A 17,849-nucleotide genomic window follows, 5' to 3' on the forward strand; every position below is an offset into this window, starting at 1 on the left:
GTCCGCGCCTCGATCGTGCCCTCGACCTGCACCGTGGTCGACAGCGGCAGGTCGTCCACATGTGAGCCGGCCAGCACGGTCCACGCACCGGACTCCACCTGCCAGGCACCCGTGGCGGTGTCCCAGTGCCGGAACGAGGCGAGCGGGATCCTCACCGTGCGCGACTGCCCCGGATCCAGCTCCACCCGCGCGAACCCGGCCAGCGTCCGGGCCGGACGATGCACCCCCGGACCCTCCCGGCGCACATACACCTGCACCACCTGCGCACCCGCCCGGTCCCCGGTGTTCGTCACCGTCACGGTCGCGGCCTCCGACGTCGCGGTCAGATCGGCCACCGCGAACTCGGTGTAGGACAACCCGAACCCGAACGGGAACGCCACCGGCACCCCCGCCGTCGTGAAGTACCGGTACCCGACGTACAAGCCCTCGCGGTACTGCGCCGTCCGGCCCGTGGACGGGAAGCGCCCGGCCATCGGGGTGTCCGACAACGCCACCGGCACCGTCTCGGCCAACCGCCCGGACGGATTCACCACACCGGTCAGCACATCCAGCAGCCCACCCGCGCCCGCCTGCCCGGACAGGTACCCGTGCAGCACCGCCCGCGCCGAGCCCAGCCACGGCATCTCCACCACACCACCGGCGGCCAGCACCACGACCACCGGCGCTCCGGCACCGGCGAGTGCGGTCAGCAGCTCCACCTGGACGTCCGGCAGCCGCAGGTCGGTGCGGTCCATCCCCTCGGACTCCGCGACCTCCGGCAGGCCGAGGAACAGCAGGGTCACCTCGGCGTCCGCGGCCGCTCGCACCGCCGCGTCGCGCAGCGCGTCGTCCGGCTGCCCGTCCCGGCGGAAGCCCGGCAGCACCGCCACCGCGTCCAGACCGGAGTCGCCGACCAGCTCCGCGACGCTGTCCACCCGGGTCGGGTTGACCGCCGAGGACCCGGCGCCCTGGAACCGCGGGGTGAGCGCGAAGTCGCCGATCACCGCGACCCTCGTGCCCGGGGCCAGCGGCAGCACCGCCTCGTTCTTCAGCAGCACCGCGGACCGCGAGGCGGCCTCCCGGGCCAGCGCATGGTGCGCGTCGGCGTCCAGGACGGGGGCGGTGCCCGGCTCCCCGGACTCGGCGATCAGCCGGAGCATCTCCGCGGCCCGGGCGTCGACGTCGGCCTCGTCCAGCCGGCCTGTGCGCACCGCCTGCACGATCTGGCGCACCGAGTCCAGGCCCGCCGCCGGCATCTCCACCGTGCCCCCGGCCCGCACCGACTCCACGATGTCGTTCGACCCGCCCCAGTCCGAGATCACCGCCCCCTCGAAACCCCACTCCTCACGCAGCACCCGCGTGAGCAGGAACCGGTCCTCATGGGCGTACACCCCGTTGACCCGGTTGTAGGACGACATGATCGACCGCGGCCCGGCCTCGGCCACCACGATCCCGAACGCACTCAGATAGATCTCCCGCAACGTGCGCTCATCCACCACCGAGTCCGACACCATCCGGCGCAACTCCTGAGAGTTCGCCGCGAAATGCTTCGGACACGCCGCCACCCCCCGGGACTGGATGCCGCGCACGTACCCGGCAGCCAACTTCCCGGACAACAACGGATCCTCGGAGAAGTACTCGAAGTTCCGCCCGCCCACCGGGGACCGCTTGATGTTCAACCCCGGACCGAGCAGCACGTCCACACCCTGAGCCGCCGCCTCCGCACCCAGCGCCGCACCCACCCGCTCGGCCAGCTCGACATCCCAGCTGTTCGCCACCGCCGCCGCCGTCGGGAAACACGTCGCCGGCTGCGAGGCCGCGATCCCCAGGTGGTCCGCCGCCCCCAGCTGCTTGCGCACACCGTGCGGCCCGTCCGCCAGCCACAGCGACCGGACACCGAGCCGCGGTACCCCGTGCGTCTCGAACACCGTCGCCCCGGTGAGCAGCGCGGCCTTCTCCAGCAGGGTCAGCTCGTCCACGCCCGTCATGCGTCTCCTCGGCGAGTCGTCCACCGCGACCCGGACGGAGCGGCCATGCGTCGTCGACGGGTGCGGGTCGACCCGGGTGGTCGGGGCGACGGATCGAGTGAACCCGAGGGGCGGGCCGGTCGGAGGGCCGGATGGATGGTCCGTCGGTTTGGGCGCACAACCTGTCGTCCGCAGCGGCGCGGACGACGCGGGACGCTACTGTCCCCGGTCGGTCCGTTCCTCGACCACGGCCCCGTACCGGTCCACGAACTCGCCCAGCGCCGACAGCAGCACGTCGGCGCGCTCGGGTCCGAGGTCGTCGAGCACCCGGGCGTACAGCGACAGCGCGACACCGGTCTCCCGGGTGAAGAGCTCCGACCCGGAGGGCGTGGGCTCGAACCGGTAGGCGCCCTCGACCCGGGTCCGGCGCAGATGCCCGGCTCGGAGCGCGGCGTTGACCTGCCGGTTGACGGTCGACTGCTCCAGGTGCAGCTCGTCCGCGATCTCCCGGAGCGTGCGGCCGCGTCCGTCGGACAGCAGCCAGAGCAGCCGCAGCTCCGCGGTGCCCAGGGACGCGGTGGACTCCAGCGCACGACGGTGCCGGTCCAGGTGGTGGAACAGTGCGGCCAGCCGGGTCCCGGGCGGGAGCGCGACGCTGCGCTGCGTCGTGGACGGCACCTGGATCTCCTCGTGGTTGACAGGGGCAGATGTGTAAGTAGCATACACAGTCGCGCTTGATATGTAAGATACACACAGGGCGAGGAGTCCCCATGAGTCACCATCCCAGCGCACCCGCCGTCGACCGGCCCCCTGTGCCGCGGGCCGGGCTGATCATCGCCGTGCTCGCCTTCGGCAGCCTGTGCGCGGCCCTGATGCAGTCCCTGGTCATCCCGATCCAGAGCGAGTTGCCGGAGTTGTTGCACACCTCCGCCGCCAACACGTCCTGGGTGGTCACCGCGACCCTGCTCGGCGCCGCGGTGGCGATGCCGGTCACCGGACGGCTCGCCGACATCGTGGGCAAGCGCCCCGTCCTGCTCGGCTCCGCCCTGATCCTGGTGGTGGGATCGCTGGTCTGCGCCGTCTCGAGCAGCCTGCCCGTGGTGCTGACCGGCCGCGTGCTCCAGGGCGTCGCGATGGGCTTCATCCCGGTCGCGATCTCCTTCGCCCGCGAGGTGGCCCCGCCGACCATGGTCAACACCGCGGTCGCCGGGATCAGCGCGACGCTCGGCGTCGGCGGCGCGCTCGGCCTGCCCCTCGCCGCCTGGATCGCCCAGAGCTACGACTGGCACCTGCTGTTCTGGATCTCCACCGCGCTGGCGGCGCTGATCGCCGTGGGCAGCGCCACCCTGCTCCCCCGGGTCGACGACCGGCATCCCGCCCGCCTCGACCTGGTCGGCGCGGTCGGCCTCGGCGTCGGACTGGTCCTGGTCCTGGTCGCCCTCACCAAGGGCAGCGCCTGGGGCTGGGGTTCGGCGACCACGCTGGGCATGATCGGCGGCGGCGGCGTGGTGCTGCTCGCCTGGGGCTGGTACGAGCTGCGTCACCACGACCCGCTGGTCGACCTGCGCACCACCGCGCGCCGCCCGGTGCTGCTGACCAACCTCGCCGCGCTGCTGATCGGCTTCGGGATGATGGCGCAGTCCATCGTGGTGCCCCAGCTGCTGCAGATGCCCGCCGCGACCGGGTTCGGGCTCGACCAGAGCATCCTGCAGGCCGGGCTCTGGATGGCACCCGCCGGCGTGATGATGATGCTGATGACCCCGGTGTCCAGCCGGATCCTGAGCACCGTCGGCGGTCGCCCGGCCCTGGTGCTCGGCGCGGTCGTGCTCGGCGCGGGCTACGTGCTCGCGGTGTTCCTGACCGGCGCGCCGTGGCAGCTGATGATCGCCACCTGCGTGGCGTCGGCCGGCGTGGGCATCGGCTACGCCGCGATGCCCACCCTGATCATGCAGAACGTCCCGGCCGCCGAGGCCGCCTCGGGTGTGGGCGTGAACGCGCTGATGCGGTCGATGGGCACCACCGTCGCCGGTGCGGTGATGGCACTGGTGCTGACCAGCACCACGGTCGAGCTCACGCCCGGTGTGACGGTCCCCGCCGAGGGAGCGTTCCGGCTGTGCTTCATCATCGGTGCCGCGGCCGCACTGGCCGGAGCAGCGGTCGCCTGGTGCGTCGGCGGAGCCCGCTCGACTCCCGGGGCACGGCCCGCCGCCGGTGCCGACCGGCCGTCCGGCGCCGACGTCGAGCAGCCCTCGGTGCCGGTCTAGCCCGGATCGCGGCCACGTGCCGGAGCCGTCACACCGCCGGGCGGCTCGGCTCCGGCACGTCGGCGGCGGGATCCGGCACGTCGGCGGCCGGATCCGGCACGTCGGCGGCCGGATCCGGCACCAGGAACGCGTCCAGCAGCAGCGCCAGGTGTGCCGGCATGTCGAGCTCCGGGTCGTACATCCGCTGGGTCTGCAGGCCGTCCGCCAGTGCCGACGCCGCCACGGCGAGCATCTCCGGGTCGACCGTCGGCACCAGCCGTCCCTCCGTCTGCAACCGGCGCAGGTTCCGGCTCCACATCGCCCGGATGGCCCGGTAGCGCTCGTGGAAGTAGTCGTGCGCGGGGTGATCGGGTTCGGCGGCCTCGTTGCCCAGACGCGCGTAGAGCTGGACCAGGCCGGGGACATCGGCGTTCCGGGCCACCGCGGCGACCATGTCCGCGGTGTCGTGCGGCTCCTGGTCCGGGGCGGAACGGGCGAGCGCCTCGTCGTCCCGGCGGCGCAGGATCTCGATGAACAGCGCGTCCTTCGACCCGAAGTACCGGAGCAGCCCGTTCGGGCTCAGCCCGACCGCCTCCGCCAGCTGCTTGACCGTCGCGCCGCTGTACCCGTGGGTCGCGATGATCCGCAGGGCGGTGCTCAGGATCTCCTCCCGCTTCGCCACGCCCTTCGCGTAGGGCCCTCGTGCCGCCATGCGCCCGAGCCTAGGACGCCGCACGGGACCTGTGGGCCCTTGCGCCGACGGGTCGCGCGCGGCAGGCTGGCGCGAAATGAACAACGCCGTTCACTTTTCGTGGGGAGTCGCAGCATGGACCGGACCGAGCGCACCGTGGACGTCGTCGTGGTCGGGACCGGGGGTGCGGGCTTCGCCACCGCCCTCGGCGCCCTCGACGCCGGACTGTCCGTCCTGATGGTCGAGAGCACCGACAAGTGGGGCGGCAGCACCGCGATGTCCGGCGGCGGGATGTGGCTGCCGGACAACCCCCTGATGCGCCACGACCGGGTCGGCGACTCCCGGGACGAGGCGCTGACCTACCTGGAGGCCACCGTCGGCGAGGTCGGACGCGCGTCCTCCCGGGCGCGCAAGGAGGCCTTCGTCGACGGTGTCGACGACTTCGTCACCACCGCGCAGCGCCACGGCCTGGTGTTCACCCGCGCCACCGATTACCCGGACTACTACCCCGAGCTCCCGGGCGGCAAGATCGGGCGCGCACTGGAGGCGAAGCCCTTCGACAGCAAGCGGATCGGCGACTGGTGGGAGTCGTGCCGCGCCCTGCTGCCCCTGCCGCTGAAGACCGACGACATGTGGGAGCTGGAGCGCGCCTGGTCGACCCCCGGCGGGTTCGTCCGCGGGGCCCGGGTGGTGTTCCGCACTCTCGGCTCGGTGGTGCGGGGACAGCGCAGCGTCGGGATCGGGGCTGCGCTGGCCACCCGGTTCCTGGACGCGGTGGTGATCCGCGGCGGCGCCACGCTCTGGCTGGACAGCCCCCTGGAGTCGCTGACGACCGAGGACGGCCGGGTGGTCGGCGTCGAGGTGCGGCACGAGGGAAGCCCGGTCCTGGTCCGCGCGCGGCGGGGCGTCATGCTCGCCGCCGGCGGCTTCGACCACAACAGGCAGTGGCGACGCGCCCACCACGGCATCGACGGCTCACCCTCCGGCAACCCCGGCAACCTCGGCCGCCCGATCCAGATCGCGCAGGAGCTCGGTGCGGCGCTGGAGCTGATGGACGACGCCTGGTGGGGCGCGTCGATCGCACCGGCGCCCGGCGGCGACCCGACCTTCCTGGTCGGCGAGCGCTCCCTGCCGCACTCGATCATGGTCGACGCCCGCGGTGCACGGTTCGCCAACGAGTCCGAGTCCTACGTGGACCTCGGCCACCACATGCTCGACCACGACCCGGACGGCGCCTACTGGCTGGTCGCGGACGCCCGGCACGCCCGTCGGTACCTGCGCAACTACGCCCTGGACCCGCGTGCGACCAAGGCGATGGCCGCCGAGGGCTCGTACGTCCGGGCGAGCACCCTCGCCGAGCTCGGCCGGCTGATGGGCGTCGACACCGAGGTCTTCCGGTCGACGGTCCAGCGGTTCAACGGCTTCGCCCGGTCCGGCGTGGACGGGGACTTCGCCCGCGGCAACTCGGCCTACGACCGGTACTACGGCGACCCGCTGGTGCACCCGAACCCCAACCTCGGCGCCCTGGAACGCGGCCCGTTCACCGCCTTCCGGGTGGTGATCGGCGACCTGGGGACCAAGGGCGGCGTACTCACCGACGTCGACGGACGCGTGCTCCGGGAGGACGGCGGCGTGATCGAGGGGCTCTACGCGGCCGGCAACACCTCGGCCTCCGTCATGGGCCGGACCTACCCCGGGCCGGGCTCGACCATCGGGCCGGCCGTCGTGTTCGGGATGAGGGCCGCGCGGCACATGGCGCGGGGCTGACAGCGGAGCGGCGGAGCCCCCTGCCGGATTCGAACCGGCGACCTACTGTTTACAAGACAGTTGCTCTGGCCAACTGAGCTAAGGGGGCGGGTACCCGTCAGGCGGGACCGGGGCCAGCCTACCGACCCGTCGCGTCCAGCCCGTTGATCTCCCCGCGCAGCCGTGCCATCCGGTCGTCCAGCTCGGCCGACAGCCGGGCGGTCTCGGTCAGCTCGGCGAGCAGGTGCGCGGGCACCTCACGGCCGAACTTGTAGTAGAGCTTGTGCTCGGTGCTGGCCCAGAAGTCCATCGCGATGGTGCGCAGCTGGATCTCCACGTCCACGTGCTCGGTGCGGTCGGAGAGGAAGACCGGCACCCGGACGATCATGTGCAGCGAGCGGTAGCCGTTCGGCTTGGGGTGGGCGATGTAGTCCTTGGTGTTCACCACCTCCAGGTCCGGCTGCTGGGCGAGCATGTCGCGCACCCAATAGGCGTCGGAGACGAAGGAGCAGGTGATCCGGATCCCGGCGATGTCGTGGATGGACTCGCGGATGGCCGGGATGGACAGGTCGATGCCGGTGCGGATCACCTTCTGCATGAGGGATTCCATCGACTTCAGCCGGTGCCGGACGTGCTCGATCGGGCTGTAGTCGTGGGCCTGCTCGAACTCCTCGCGCAGGATGGTGATCTTGGTCAGCACCTCGTCGATGCCGAACTTGTAGTAGAGCCGGAACCGGACGAACTCCTGCTGCAGGGCCCGGAGCGCGCCCAGCACGTCGTCGGAGTCCAGGACGGTGCCGTCGGGCAGCAGCTGCACGGCGCTCTCCCGCAGGAGCTCGACCAGGCCGCGCTCGTCGTCGCTGAGGTCGCCGGGCTGGGGCAGGTCGAGGCCGGTCATGACTCCATTGTCACCCGGCGTCCGGTCAGGGCTGTGGGTCCCGGGCGTCGTAGTGCCAGAACGAGCGTTGCAGCCACAACGCCACGGCGAGCAGCACCACGCAGGCCAGTCCGCCGACCAGCGCCGCACCGCCCTCGCCGAGCCGGGTGGAGACCGCGCCGAGCAGGAGCTCGCCCAGCCGTGGCCCACCGGCGACGACGACGGTGAACACGCCCTGCAACCGGCCGCGCATGGCGTCGGGGGTGGCGGTCTGCAGGATGGTCTGGCGGAACACCGCGCTGACCGCGTCAGAGGCGCCGGCCACCGCGAGGGTGATCACGGCGACCACCAGGGCGATCCAGATCACGTGGTCCGGGCTGCCCCGGCCGACCAGCACCAGGAGCAGGCCGAAGGCGGCGATCGACAGTCCCCAGGCGGCGATCGCGCCGATGATGATCCGCCCCTGCCAGCGCACCCGGGCCAGCCCGCCGGAGAACAGCCCGGCCACGATCCCGCCGAGCGCGATCGCGGCGGTGAGCACGCCGGTGGTGGTCTCGCCGCCGCCCAGGTAGACCAGGGCGACGGCAGGGAACAGCACCCGGGGCATGGAGGTGATCATCGCGATCAGGTCGACGACGAAGGTCATCCGGACGTTGGGCCGGGTGCCGAGGTAGCGCAGGCCGTCCAGCACGGAGCCCAGACCGGCGCGGGCCCGGCGCGGTGCGGAGTCGTCGTGCTCGGGCGGCATGGCGGGCAGCCGGAACAGGGCGACGATGGCGAAGGTGAAGAGCACCGCGTCGATCGTGTAGACCGGCCCGTAGTCGGCGACCGCGACCAGTGCCGCGCCGAGCAGCGGACCGCCGGTGAGCGCGACGTTCCAGCCGATGGTCTGCAACGCGTTGGCGGCGGGCATCAGCCGGGGCTCGATCAACCGCGGGATGATCGCCGAGCGGGCCGGGCTGTTCACCGCGTTGGCGCCGGACTGCACGGCGGTCAGCAGGTAGAGCAGCCCGACGTGCCCGTTCCCGGCCCAGCCCTGGACGGCCAGCACCAGCGTCGCGACCCAGCTGACGGCGGAGGCGACCAGGGCGACGGTGCGGCGGTCCGCGTGGTCGACGATCGCGCCGCCGTACAGCCCGAAGATCACCAGCGGGAACAGCGCGCACAGCCCGACCAGGCCGACGGAGAACGTGGAGCGGGTCAGCTCGTAGACCTGGAGCCCGACGGCCACCACGGTGAACTGGGTGCCCAGGTTGGCGATCGAGAGGCCGAGCCACAGCCGCCGGAACGCCGGACTCACTCGGAGCGGGGTGAGGTCCACGAGTACGGAGGGCACCGCGGGAGTCTAGTCAGCGCGAGCAGACGAGGAAGTCCGCTGCGCAGGGCAGCGAACCCGACGCCGCATGGCACACGATTCGCCACGCTCTCAGCGCCCTACGCCATGGGCAGGACCGCAGGTCTCCCGGCCCCGCCCATGGCGCCAGACGTTCAGCCCCTATTTGATGCCATGATTTACTCCGCAGAAAAAGATCTGCTGATTCGCTCGGAGGGTGATCTTCTGATCGGGCGCCAACGGAATGATCCGGGTGAACGTCACCGTCCGCCCGCACCTGTTGGTGATGCTCCACCCGCCCGGGTGAGACATTCCATTGAGACAGGTGGGAGCGGCCGCACTCGCTGCGGGCGCCGCGGCGAGCGCACCGAACCCGAGGAGCGACAGCGAGACCAACGTACCGACGAGGCGACTCTTGAGGCGCATCTTGAGAACTCTCTTCATTGACGGGCTTTTCGGCAGTGCGGCTGCCCGCCAACGTAGGAGCTCACCTTTCTCCGCCATGCGACCAAGGTCCCTTGACTGAGTCACAGTCGGACAAATCGTCGATTCAATTCACAAAGAGAGACTCAGTCATCGTCTTTCTCGATGCAATCGACGTTGCAGCGTGCCGGCGGGAGGCGAAGAGATCCCCACCTCCCACCGACGCACGGATCCATGGCGGTGGAGAACCACCGCGGCATGGAAATCCGCGTGAGTCAGTTCATGGCCGCTTCGATCGCTTCCGTCAACGGCCCGGCCTGGAACAGTTCGCCTTCGAATCGCTCACCATTGATCAGAATGGTCGGCGTGCTCACCTGTCCGAGCTCGTCACGCATCTCGTTCACGTTGGCTTGCAGCCACGGGGCGAAGGTGCGCCAGTCGTGGTCGCCGTCGGTGGTGGTGAACTGCGCGATCACGTCGTCCGGGACACCGACGCTGCGGGCCAGGTCGGCGATCTTGCTGTCGGACAGACCCTTGGTCCCCTCCTCCGGCTGATCTTCGAACAGAGCAGCCGAGAACGCTACGAACTGCTCGGGAGCCTGATCGGCGACGACGGCTGCGGCATTTCCCGACCGCGTGGAGTAATCAGCTCCGCGCGACTGGGAGTCGAGGAAGGACAACAGGTGGTACTCGATGGTGACCCCCCCGGCCTTGCGCAGAGTTTCCAATTCGCTTGCGTTAGCTTCCTCGAACTGACCACAGATGGGGCACATGTAGTCGCTGTAGACCGAGACCACGACGTTGCCGTCCTCGGCCTCCCCCGCGACGCCGTCCTGGCCGACCGGGATGCCCCCGTTGTCGGCGGCGGTGGACGGGGCGGTGGTGTCGGCGAGGGCGATGGTGTCGACGTCGTCGCCGGCGTACGCGATGCTCGGCTGGTTCGACTGCACCCAGAGCCAGCCGCCGACGCCGCCGAGGGCCAGGACGGCCACGACGACGGCGCCGATGGCGACGAACTTGTTGCGCTGATCGCGCTTGCGCTGGGCCTCACGCATCGCGCGGGCCTGCTCACGCGCCTGGTCCCGGCGCTCGGCCTTGGACGGCTTGGGGGAATTGCTGGACATGGGTCTGCTTCCTGCTCTGCTGACGGATGGTCGGTGGAGTGGGCCTCAGGCCACGGCCACCGGCGGCCCCCGCAGCGGGTGCCGGTCCCCCGGCACACCGGAGGGCAGGGTCTCGTCGAGGTGCCCGACCAGGATGCCGATCCGGGAGCGCGCCTGCACCCGGAACCGGGCCAGCGCGGACAGGTCGGGCAGGACGGCGGCCACCACGTCCCGGGCGGCTCCGGTCGCCCGACGCAGCAGGGCGACCAGCCCGACGCCGAGCGCGCCGACCGCGGCGTGGGCCGCGATCACCGGCAGCGCCAGGGCGATCAGCAGCACCGCGTTCTGGGACAGCCCCGGGACGACCGCGAGGGTCCCGGCAGGGCAGTCCGGCACGTCGCGCAGCAGGGTCAGCCACTGGCCCAGCTCGGCCAGCGGGCCGTCGATCGCCGCGCACTGGTGCACCAGCACCCGGGCGACGCCGAACCAGCCCCCGGCCAGCAGGGCCAGACCCGCCAGCATCCCGACCACCCCGGACGCACCGAACCGCGGACGCAGGACGCGCAGCGGTCGTCGGGCGGCGTGGGCGGCGGACATGGGGCTCAGGGTACGGGTCGGACCCGGGAGAACGCTGGGACTCAGGCGGCCGGGGCTCAGGACGCCGGGACCGGCGGGGCGCCGAACGGACTGAAATCGACCGCCCCGCCCGCGACCACGGACCACACCGCGAGCGCCGTCACCGCCAGCGCCACCACCACCACGACCGCCGCACCCCAGCGCCCCGGGGCCACCGCGCCGAGCGTCCAGCGCGCACCCTCCCGGGTGGTGGCGGACACCGGCCCCCACCACAGCGCGATCAGTCCGATCACCGCGGTCACCGCCAGCAGCCCGGCCTCCAGCAGCGGGTCGGCGGTCGCTCCGTCGTGCAGGAGCCACCAGCCGATCCCGCCGACGATCGTGACCAGCGCCGCGGACACCAGCAGCGACGGCACCAGGGTGACCAGGGCGCGCAGCAGGTGCCAGGGCGACGCGATCACACCGCGGAACCCGTCCGACCGGCGCGCGCCGGAGCGTTCCCGGCGGCGCAGGGTGGCCGCGACCACCGAGCCGACCGTGCGGGCGATCAGGATCAGCGGCAGCAGGATCAGCAGGGTGAGGCCGGGTCGGGTGGCGGCTCCGGCGACAGTGAGCAGGCCGAGGGCCAGCAGCGAGCCCGCGCGGCCGGGCGGGGTGGGTGGTGCGGGCGGCTGCTCGGCCGGTGCGGGCCAGCCGACCGGGTCCTGCACGGGTGCCTGCCAGTCGGCGGGCGGGACGGTCGGCGCGTGCACCGGATGCACCTCGGTGGCCGGCGCCGGTTCCGGGTACGGCGGGGCCGGGTACGCCCGGGTCGGGTCGACGGGTTCCGGCGCGGCAATCGACCCCAGCCGCTCGGTCACCGGGTACGACGCCGGCAGTGCCTCGGTCGCACCGGTGCCGGTCGCGATCTCCCGCGTCGACGGCGGCGCACTCGCTCCGGGCAGCACCGTGGTCGTGGCGACCGGCGCGCTGACCACGGCCGGGTCGAACCGCTCACCGCGGCGCGCGGCCTCGGCCAGCGCGGCCACCACCTCCGCCGCGGTGGCCCGGTCGGCCGCTTCCGGCGCGAGCGCGTCCCACAGGGCGCCGGACGTGATCGGACCGAGCCCGCGCAGGTCGGCGTCACCCTCCTGGGAGCGGGCCAGCACCGCCTCCAACGGCCGGGTGCCGAACGGGGCACGGCCGGTCGCCGCGAACACCAACAGCGCCGCCCAGCCCCACCAGTCGGTCCCGGGTGTGGGTTCGGCGCCGCCGATCAGCTCGGGCGCCAGGTAGCCGGGCGTGCCGACCACGAATCCGGCCGAGGTCAGCCGGGTCTCGTCCACCGACTGTGCCACCCCGAAGTCGATCAGCACCGGCCCCTGCGGCCCCATCACCACGTTCGACGGCTTGAGGTCGCGGTGCACCACCCCGGCGTCGTGCACCGCGGACAGCCCGTCCGCGAGCCGCTCCGCCAGATCGTGCAGGGCACCGGCCTCCAACGGCCCGCGCAATCGGACCTGTTCGGCCAGATCCTTGCCCGGGATCAGCTCGGTGACCAGGAAGGCCTCGGTCGAGTCGGCCTCCGCGTCCAGCACCGCCGCCACCCCGGGGTTCCGCAGTCGTTGCAGCGCGGCGACCTCACGGCGCAGGCGCTCCCGTGCGGCCGGGTCGGCGCCGATGTGCGGGTGCAGCAGTTTGAGCGCGACCGTGGTCCCGCCGCCGTCGACCGCGCGGTAGACCGTGCCCATGCCACCCGAGCCGAGCGGCGCGAGAATGGTGTACCCGCCGATCTCGACACCCGGTGCCAGTCCCACGCGCTCCATGCCGGAACGGTAGTCGTCCGGTGGCGGAGTGCCGGTCAGGCCACGCGGGGTTCCTCCGGCGGAACATCCCAGGTCACGTTAAGGTCAGGACGAGCCCAAGGAGCTGAGAAATCGTGGCATCTGCTGGTTATGACCTGGTGATCGTGGCGAACCGCCTTCCGGTGGACGTCAGCCTGGACGAGAACGGCGACCCGACCTGGACCCGTTCCCCCGGTGGCCTGGTCACCGCGCTCGAGCCGGTGGTGCAGCAGTCGGACGGCGCCTGGGTCGGCTGGGGAGGCTCGGCCGACCTGGAGCTGGAGCCCTTCGACGCGGACGACATGCGGCTGGTCCCGGTGGCCCTGTCCGAGGACGACCTCACGCAGTACTACGAGGGCTTCTCCAACGACACCCTGTGGCCGCTCTACCACGACGTGATCCAGCCGCCGACCTTCCACCGGCAGTGGTGGGACGCCTACCAGCGGGTCAACCGCCGGTTCGCCGACGCCGCGGCCGCGCAGGCCGCGCCCGGTGCGACCGTGTGGGTGCACGACTACCAGCTGCAGCTGGTGCCGAAGTACCTGCGCGAGCTGCGCCCGGACATCCGGATCGGCTACTTCCACCACATCCCGTTCCCCCCGCTGGAGATCTTCGTCCAGCTGCCCTGGCGCAAGCAGGTGGTCGAGGGCCTGATGGGCGCCGACCTGATCGGCTTCCAGCGTGCAGGCGACGCCTCGAACTTCGTCCGGGCGGCCCGGCGGCTGACCGAGCACACCACCCGCGGCCAGGTCATCACGCTGACCGGCGCCGACGGCCGGGTCGAGCGGCACGTGCGGGCCGCGGCGTTCCCGATCTCGATCGACTCGCACGCCTTCGACACCCTGGCCCGCACCCCGGAGGTGCAGGAGCGCGCCAAGGAGATCCGGGCCGAGCTCGGTGACCCGAAGGTGATGCTGCTCGGCGTGGACCGGCTGGACTACACCAAGGGCATCCGGCACCGGATCAAGGGCTACGGCGAGCTGCTCGCGGACGGCCGTCTCTCCGTGGACGACGCCACGCTGGTCCAGGTCGCCTCGCCCAGCCGGGAGAACGTCGGCGCGTACCAGCAGCTGCGGGACGACGTGGAGGTCCTGGTCGGCCGGATCAACGGCGACTACTCCGAGTTCGGCCACCCGGCGATCCACTACATGCACCACTCCTACCCGATGGAGGAGATGGCCGCGCTCTACCTGGCGGCCGACGTCATGCTGGTCACCGCGCTGCGGGACGGGATGAACCTGGTCGCCAAGGAGTACATCGCCGCCCGCTCGGACGACCGCGGCGCCCTGGTGCTCAGCGAGTTCACCGGCGCCGCGGACGAGCTCGGGGGTGCGGCCATCCTGGTGAACCCGCACGACATCACCGGGCTGAAGAACGCCATCATGCATGCCGTGAACATCGATCCGCGCGAGGCCCGCAAGCGGATGCGCCGCCTGCGGCGACGCGTGCTGGAGAACGATGTGGCCAATTGGTCGAACACCTTCCTGTCCGTGCTCACCGCGGTCCCGGTCCGGCAGCAGCATGTCTGAGCTGCTCGCCGCCGCCCTGGACCGGATCGCCGAACGGCCCCCGCTCCTCATCGCGCTGGACTTCGACGGGACGCTGGCCCCGTTGCAGGACGACCCCGAGCAGTCCCGGATGTCCGACGACGCCGCGCAGGCGCTGGCCGCCCTGGCGGCGCGGCCGGAGCAGGTCCGGGTGGCCCTGGTCTCCGGCCGGGCGCTGGGCGACCTGCACCGGCTGGCGCACCCGCCGGTCGGGGCCGTGCTGATCGGCTCGCACGGCGCCGAGCGAGCCCAGGTCGCCCCCCACGGCCTGGACCGCCAGGACATCCGGCTCGACGAGGGGCAGGCCGACCGGCTGTCCGAGCTGGGCAGCCGGATGCAGGCCGTCGCCCGCGGCCGGGACGGCGTCTGGGTCGAGACCAAGCCCGCCGCCGTGGTGGTCCACACCCGGCTGGCCGAGGAACGGGTCCGGGCCGAGGCCGAGCCCGAGGCGCTGGCGATCGGCCACGAGCTGGGCTCCGCCGTGCTGCACGGCAAGAACGTGGTCGAGGTCTCCGTGCTCACCGCCGACAAGGGCTCCGCGGTCACCGCGCTGCGCGACGAGCTGGGCGCCAGGGCGGTGCTCTACGCGGGGGACGACGTCACCGACGAGCACGCCTTCGAGGTGCTCACCGCCGACGACCTGGGGGTGAAGGTCGGCGACGGGGACACCGTGGCCGCCTACCGGGTGGCCGACACCGAGGCGATGAGCGACGTGCTGGTGGCACTGGCCGAGCGGGTCGCCGGGATCGGGTAGCGGGCATCGTGCGGCGCGGGGGGACGACGGACGTCGAGCTGGTCGAGGACGACCTGGCCGGTCCGGCGCGTGCCCCGCGCACCCCGGTCGGGTGGGGCCGGGTCGCCCGCCGGTGGTGGCCGGTGCCGGTGGTCGCGGCCGCGGCGCTGGTGCTGGCGGACCTGGGCACCGGGTCGGCCGAGGAACGGACCTACGCCGCCGACGCCGAGCTGCCCGGCGTGGTGCAGCCGATCGGGCCGGAGATCACCTCGACCCCGGTCGGTCCGGCCGAGACGGTCGAGGGCGTCGGTCAGGACCTGGACGGGATCCGGGTGACCGCGGAGTGGGCCGGGTCCGGGCGCACGATGCGACTGCTCGGCCGGTCCACCCGGGACGGCGAGCTCCGGTGGCGGACCGACCTCCCGTTCGCCGACCTGGGGGACGGCCGGGACGCCGCCGTCACCTGCTGGACCGAGGAGCAGCTCACCTGCTGGGCCGGCGCCCAGGGCTGGGACGTCGCCAGCACGATCACCACGGGGTCGGGCCTGGTGGAGCTCGACCCGGCCACCGGGGCGATCACGCTCCAACAGGAGCTGGCCGAGCACACCGTGGCCGCCGGCGACGCCGACCTCCGGGTCCAGGTCACCGGCGAGGACAGCCCGATGGTGGTGACCGCCACCGGGACCGACGGGGCCATCCGGTGGCAGGCCTCGGTGGAGACCGTCCGGGCCGGGCTGACTGGCTTCGACCGGGTGACCATCCGGCTGTCCGACGGCGTCGTGCTGGTCACGTCACCCGGTGGGGCCTGGGCGCTGTCGCGGGTCGACGGCCGGCAGCGGGGCACCGGGGTCGATGCCTGGCTCACCCGGGACGGCCGTGTCGTCCTGCTGCGGGACGGCCGGCTCTGGCTCGTCGACCCCGAGCGGGGCTCGATCGAACTGGGCACCGGCGAACCGCTGACCGTCACCGTCGACGACGGCACGGCCCCGCAGGTGATCCCGGTCGTCAGCGGGTCCGGCACGGTCACCGGCTATGACGCGACCACCGGTGAGGTCCGCTGGGCGACCGACCAGCCCGGCTGGCGGCCCGGTACGGCGCTCGTCGTCCACGGCTTCCTGATCGGTGCCACCGCCGACGCCGTCGTCGCGCTCGACCCCCGCTCCGGCCGGGAACGCTGGCGCGCAGCGGCGCGACCGAACGGCGACTCCGAGCTGCTCACCGACGGACGGCAGCTCCTGGTGCTATCCGGTGACAGCACCCAGCGACTGGTCGGCCTCGACGTGCGCACCGGGTCCGAGCTGTGGTCCCAGGGGCTGCCGGACGGCGGCGGCCTGCTGTTCGGTGACGACGGTGCGGTGTACCGGCGGACCGCCTCCGGGATCGCCGCTCTGTCATGAGCCGCGGCCGTCGGGAGGAGATGGACGAGGTCGAGCTGATCGAGGTCGACGGGCCGGACTCGGCCGCCGTGCCGGCGCCGACGGTGCCCTGGGTCCGGGTGCCGCTGCCGTGGAAGCCGGTCGCCCGCCGGTGGTGGCCGCTCCCGGTGGTGCTGGCCGCCGCGCTGGTGCTCGCGGACCTCGGCACCGGGTCCCGGCAGGAGCGCGACGTCCAGCACGCCCAGACCGTGCCCGGCGTCGCCCGCCCGATCGGCCCGGACGTCCACGTCTCCGAGCTGAGCGCGGCGGAGCAGTGGTCCTGGTACGGGGACCCGGTGGCCGGGCTGCTGGTGCAGTCGTCCTGGGACGAGTCCGGCGCGCCCGAGGTGAGCGCGGTCGACCCCGAGTCCGGCGATCAGCTCTGGCGGACCCGCCTGGACTCCGCGGACCCCGCTTCGGCCTACAGCGCGTCCAGCGCGTGCTGGGAGGAGTCCGGGCTGATCGCCTGCTGGTCGAGCGTGGGCGTGTTCGACGACGACGGCGCGGTGCAGGTCACCCGGTCCCGCCTGGTGCGCCTGGACCCGGCGGACGGCGAGCTGCTCTCGGACGATCCGCTGCCCGAGGACACCAGTCTGCTGGGCGACGGAGCGATCCGGGTGGCCGCCACCGATCGTGACGGCACGGTCGCCGTGTCCGCCACCGAGCCGGACGGCACCGCGCTGTGGGCGGTGGAGCTGCCGGACCAGGACGGGTCCGCCGGCTTCCTCAGCCTGTCCCTCCGCTTCGAGGACGACCTGGTGCTGCTGGGATCGCCGGGCGGCGCCTGGGCGCTGGACCGGCGGGACGGGCGGACGCTGGCGGCGGGTGCCGCGGTCTGGGAGTCGCGGCAGGGCCGGCTGCTGGTCTCCGGCGACGGGACCGTCCAGGTCGCGACCCGCGGCGGTGGGCAGGTGGACCTGGGCGAGGGCGACCCGGTGCTGCTCGGCACCGACGACGGCAGTGTGCCGCAGGCGGAGTTCGTCGCCGACCGCGGCGGCGACCGGTTGCACGCCGTGGACGCCCGCACCGGGGCGCGGATGTGGACCTCCGAGGAGGTCTTCTCCGGGGGGATCGGGCTGGTGCTGGTCGCGGGCCTGCTGATCGGTCCGGCCCCCGACGGCCTGCTCGCCCTGGACGCCCGCACCGGCGCGGTGCGATGGCGCGACGACGTCGCCGTCCAGGACACCTGGTCCGGCTTGCCGGTCACCGACGGCCGTCACGTCCTGCTGGTCGGCCAGGAGGACGACGGCCCGGCGCTCGTCGCCCTCGACCTGCACAGCGGCGTCCGGACCTGGACCGCCCCGCTGCCGTCCGACGCCCTGGGGCTGGCCGTCGTCGATCACCGGCTGCTGCTCTACCGGGACTCCGGGACGTCCGAGCTGTCCTGACCGGA

At 72.8% G+C, this 17,849-nt stretch carries 14 protein-coding genes and 1 tRNA gene; 6 read left to right on the forward strand and 9 right to left on the reverse strand.

The annotated features are described in order from the left end of the window. Both OGL89_RS01725 and OGL89_RS01730 read right to left on the reverse strand, forming a co-directional pair. The coding region (locus OGL89_RS01725) for a glycoside hydrolase family 3 C-terminal domain-containing protein (protein WP_263118119.1) at positions 1-1,967 on the reverse strand (1,967 nt) is incomplete at its 3' end. Between the two features lie 195 nt (positions 1,968-2,162). Then, positions 2,163-2,624 (reverse strand): MarR family winged helix-turn-helix transcriptional regulator, encoded by a 462-nt coding sequence (locus tag OGL89_RS01730; RefSeq protein WP_263118120.1) that lies wholly within the window; start codon positions 2,622-2,624, stop codon positions 2,163-2,165. Between the two features lie 92 nt (positions 2,625-2,716). Between OGL89_RS01730 and OGL89_RS01735 the strand changes: the two genes are divergently transcribed. Then, entirely contained in the window at positions 2,717-4,210 is a 1,494-nt protein-coding gene (locus OGL89_RS01735; RefSeq protein WP_263118121.1) for an MFS transporter, read from the forward strand. 28 nt (positions 4,211-4,238) lie between these two features. Here OGL89_RS01735 and OGL89_RS01740 read toward each other — a convergent pair whose 3' ends face one another. Continuing rightward, on the reverse strand, positions 4,239-4,901 hold the full coding sequence (locus tag OGL89_RS01740; protein ID WP_263118122.1) for a TetR/AcrR family transcriptional regulator: 663 nt from the start codon (positions 4,899-4,901) through the stop codon (positions 4,239-4,241). Between the two features lie 114 nt (positions 4,902-5,015). Here OGL89_RS01740 and OGL89_RS01745 point away from each other — a divergent pair, with 114 nt between their 5' ends. After that, positions 5,016-6,647, forward strand: coding sequence for an FAD-binding protein (locus OGL89_RS01745; RefSeq protein ID WP_263118123.1), 1,632 nt, complete (start codon positions 5,016-5,018; stop codon positions 6,645-6,647). Positions 6,648-6,661: 14 nt separating this feature from the next. On the opposite strand, the gene OGL89_RS01750 is transcribed toward OGL89_RS01745, so the two are convergent. From OGL89_RS01750 to OGL89_RS01775, 6 genes are all read right to left on the reverse strand, one after another. Then, positions 6,662-6,735, reverse strand: a tRNA-Thr gene (locus OGL89_RS01750). A gap of 30 nt (positions 6,736-6,765) precedes the next feature. After that, on the reverse strand, positions 6,766-7,524 hold the full coding sequence (locus OGL89_RS01755) for a GTP pyrophosphokinase family protein (RefSeq protein WP_263118124.1): 759 nt from the start codon (positions 7,522-7,524) through the stop codon (positions 6,766-6,768). Between the two features lie 25 nt (positions 7,525-7,549). Next, complete coding sequence (locus OGL89_RS01760; protein WP_263118125.1) at positions 7,550-8,839, reverse strand: MFS transporter; 1,290 nt, start codon at positions 8,837-8,839, stop codon at positions 7,550-7,552. 695 nt (positions 8,840-9,534) lie between these two features. Beyond that, a complete protein-coding gene (locus OGL89_RS01765) occupies positions 9,535-10,383 on the reverse strand; it encodes a thioredoxin domain-containing protein (protein WP_263118126.1) in 849 nt (282 codons plus the stop codon). 45 nt (positions 10,384-10,428) lie between these two features. Beyond that, entirely contained in the window at positions 10,429-10,959 is a 531-nt protein-coding gene (locus tag OGL89_RS01770; protein ID WP_263118127.1) for a hypothetical protein, read from the reverse strand. A gap of 56 nt (positions 10,960-11,015) precedes the next feature. Beyond that, positions 11,016-12,743: a serine/threonine-protein kinase gene (locus OGL89_RS01775; RefSeq protein WP_263118128.1), complete on the reverse strand. Its 1,728-nt coding sequence runs from the start codon at positions 12,741-12,743 to the stop codon at positions 11,016-11,018. A 113-nt stretch (positions 12,744-12,856) separates the two neighbouring features. Here OGL89_RS01775 and OGL89_RS01780 point away from each other — a divergent pair, with 113 nt between their 5' ends. The 4 genes from OGL89_RS01780 to OGL89_RS01795 are packed head-to-tail and all read left to right on the forward strand — an operon-like array spanning position 12,857 to position 17,844. Beyond that, on the forward strand, positions 12,857-14,290 hold the full coding sequence (locus tag OGL89_RS01780; protein WP_263118129.1) for a trehalose-6-phosphate synthase: 1,434 nt from the start codon (positions 12,857-12,859) through the stop codon (positions 14,288-14,290). Beyond that, positions 14,283-15,062 (forward strand): trehalose-phosphatase, encoded by a 780-nt coding sequence (otsB, locus tag OGL89_RS01785; protein WP_263118130.1) that lies wholly within the window; start codon positions 14,283-14,285, stop codon positions 15,060-15,062. The genes OGL89_RS01780 and otsB overlap by 8 nt, the downstream gene beginning before the upstream one ends. Positions 15,063-15,070: 8 nt before the next feature. Beyond that, positions 15,071-16,438 carry a PQQ-like beta-propeller repeat protein gene (locus OGL89_RS01790; RefSeq protein WP_263118131.1) on the forward strand — a complete coding sequence of 456 codons (1,368 nt, stop codon included), beginning with the start codon at positions 15,071-15,073 and terminating at the stop codon, positions 16,436-16,438. Beyond that, complete coding sequence (locus tag OGL89_RS01795; protein WP_263118132.1) at positions 16,435-17,844, forward strand: PQQ-like beta-propeller repeat protein; 1,410 nt, start codon at positions 16,435-16,437, stop codon at positions 17,842-17,844. The genes OGL89_RS01790 and OGL89_RS01795 overlap by 4 nt, the downstream gene beginning before the upstream one ends. Positions 17,845-17,849 lie beyond the last annotated feature (5 nt).

Origin of the sequence: Cellulomonas sp. RIT-PI-Y, from assembly GCF_025642745.1 — a bacterium.
Classification (GTDB): Bacteria; Actinomycetota; Actinomycetes; order Actinomycetales; family Cellulomonadaceae; genus Cellulomonas.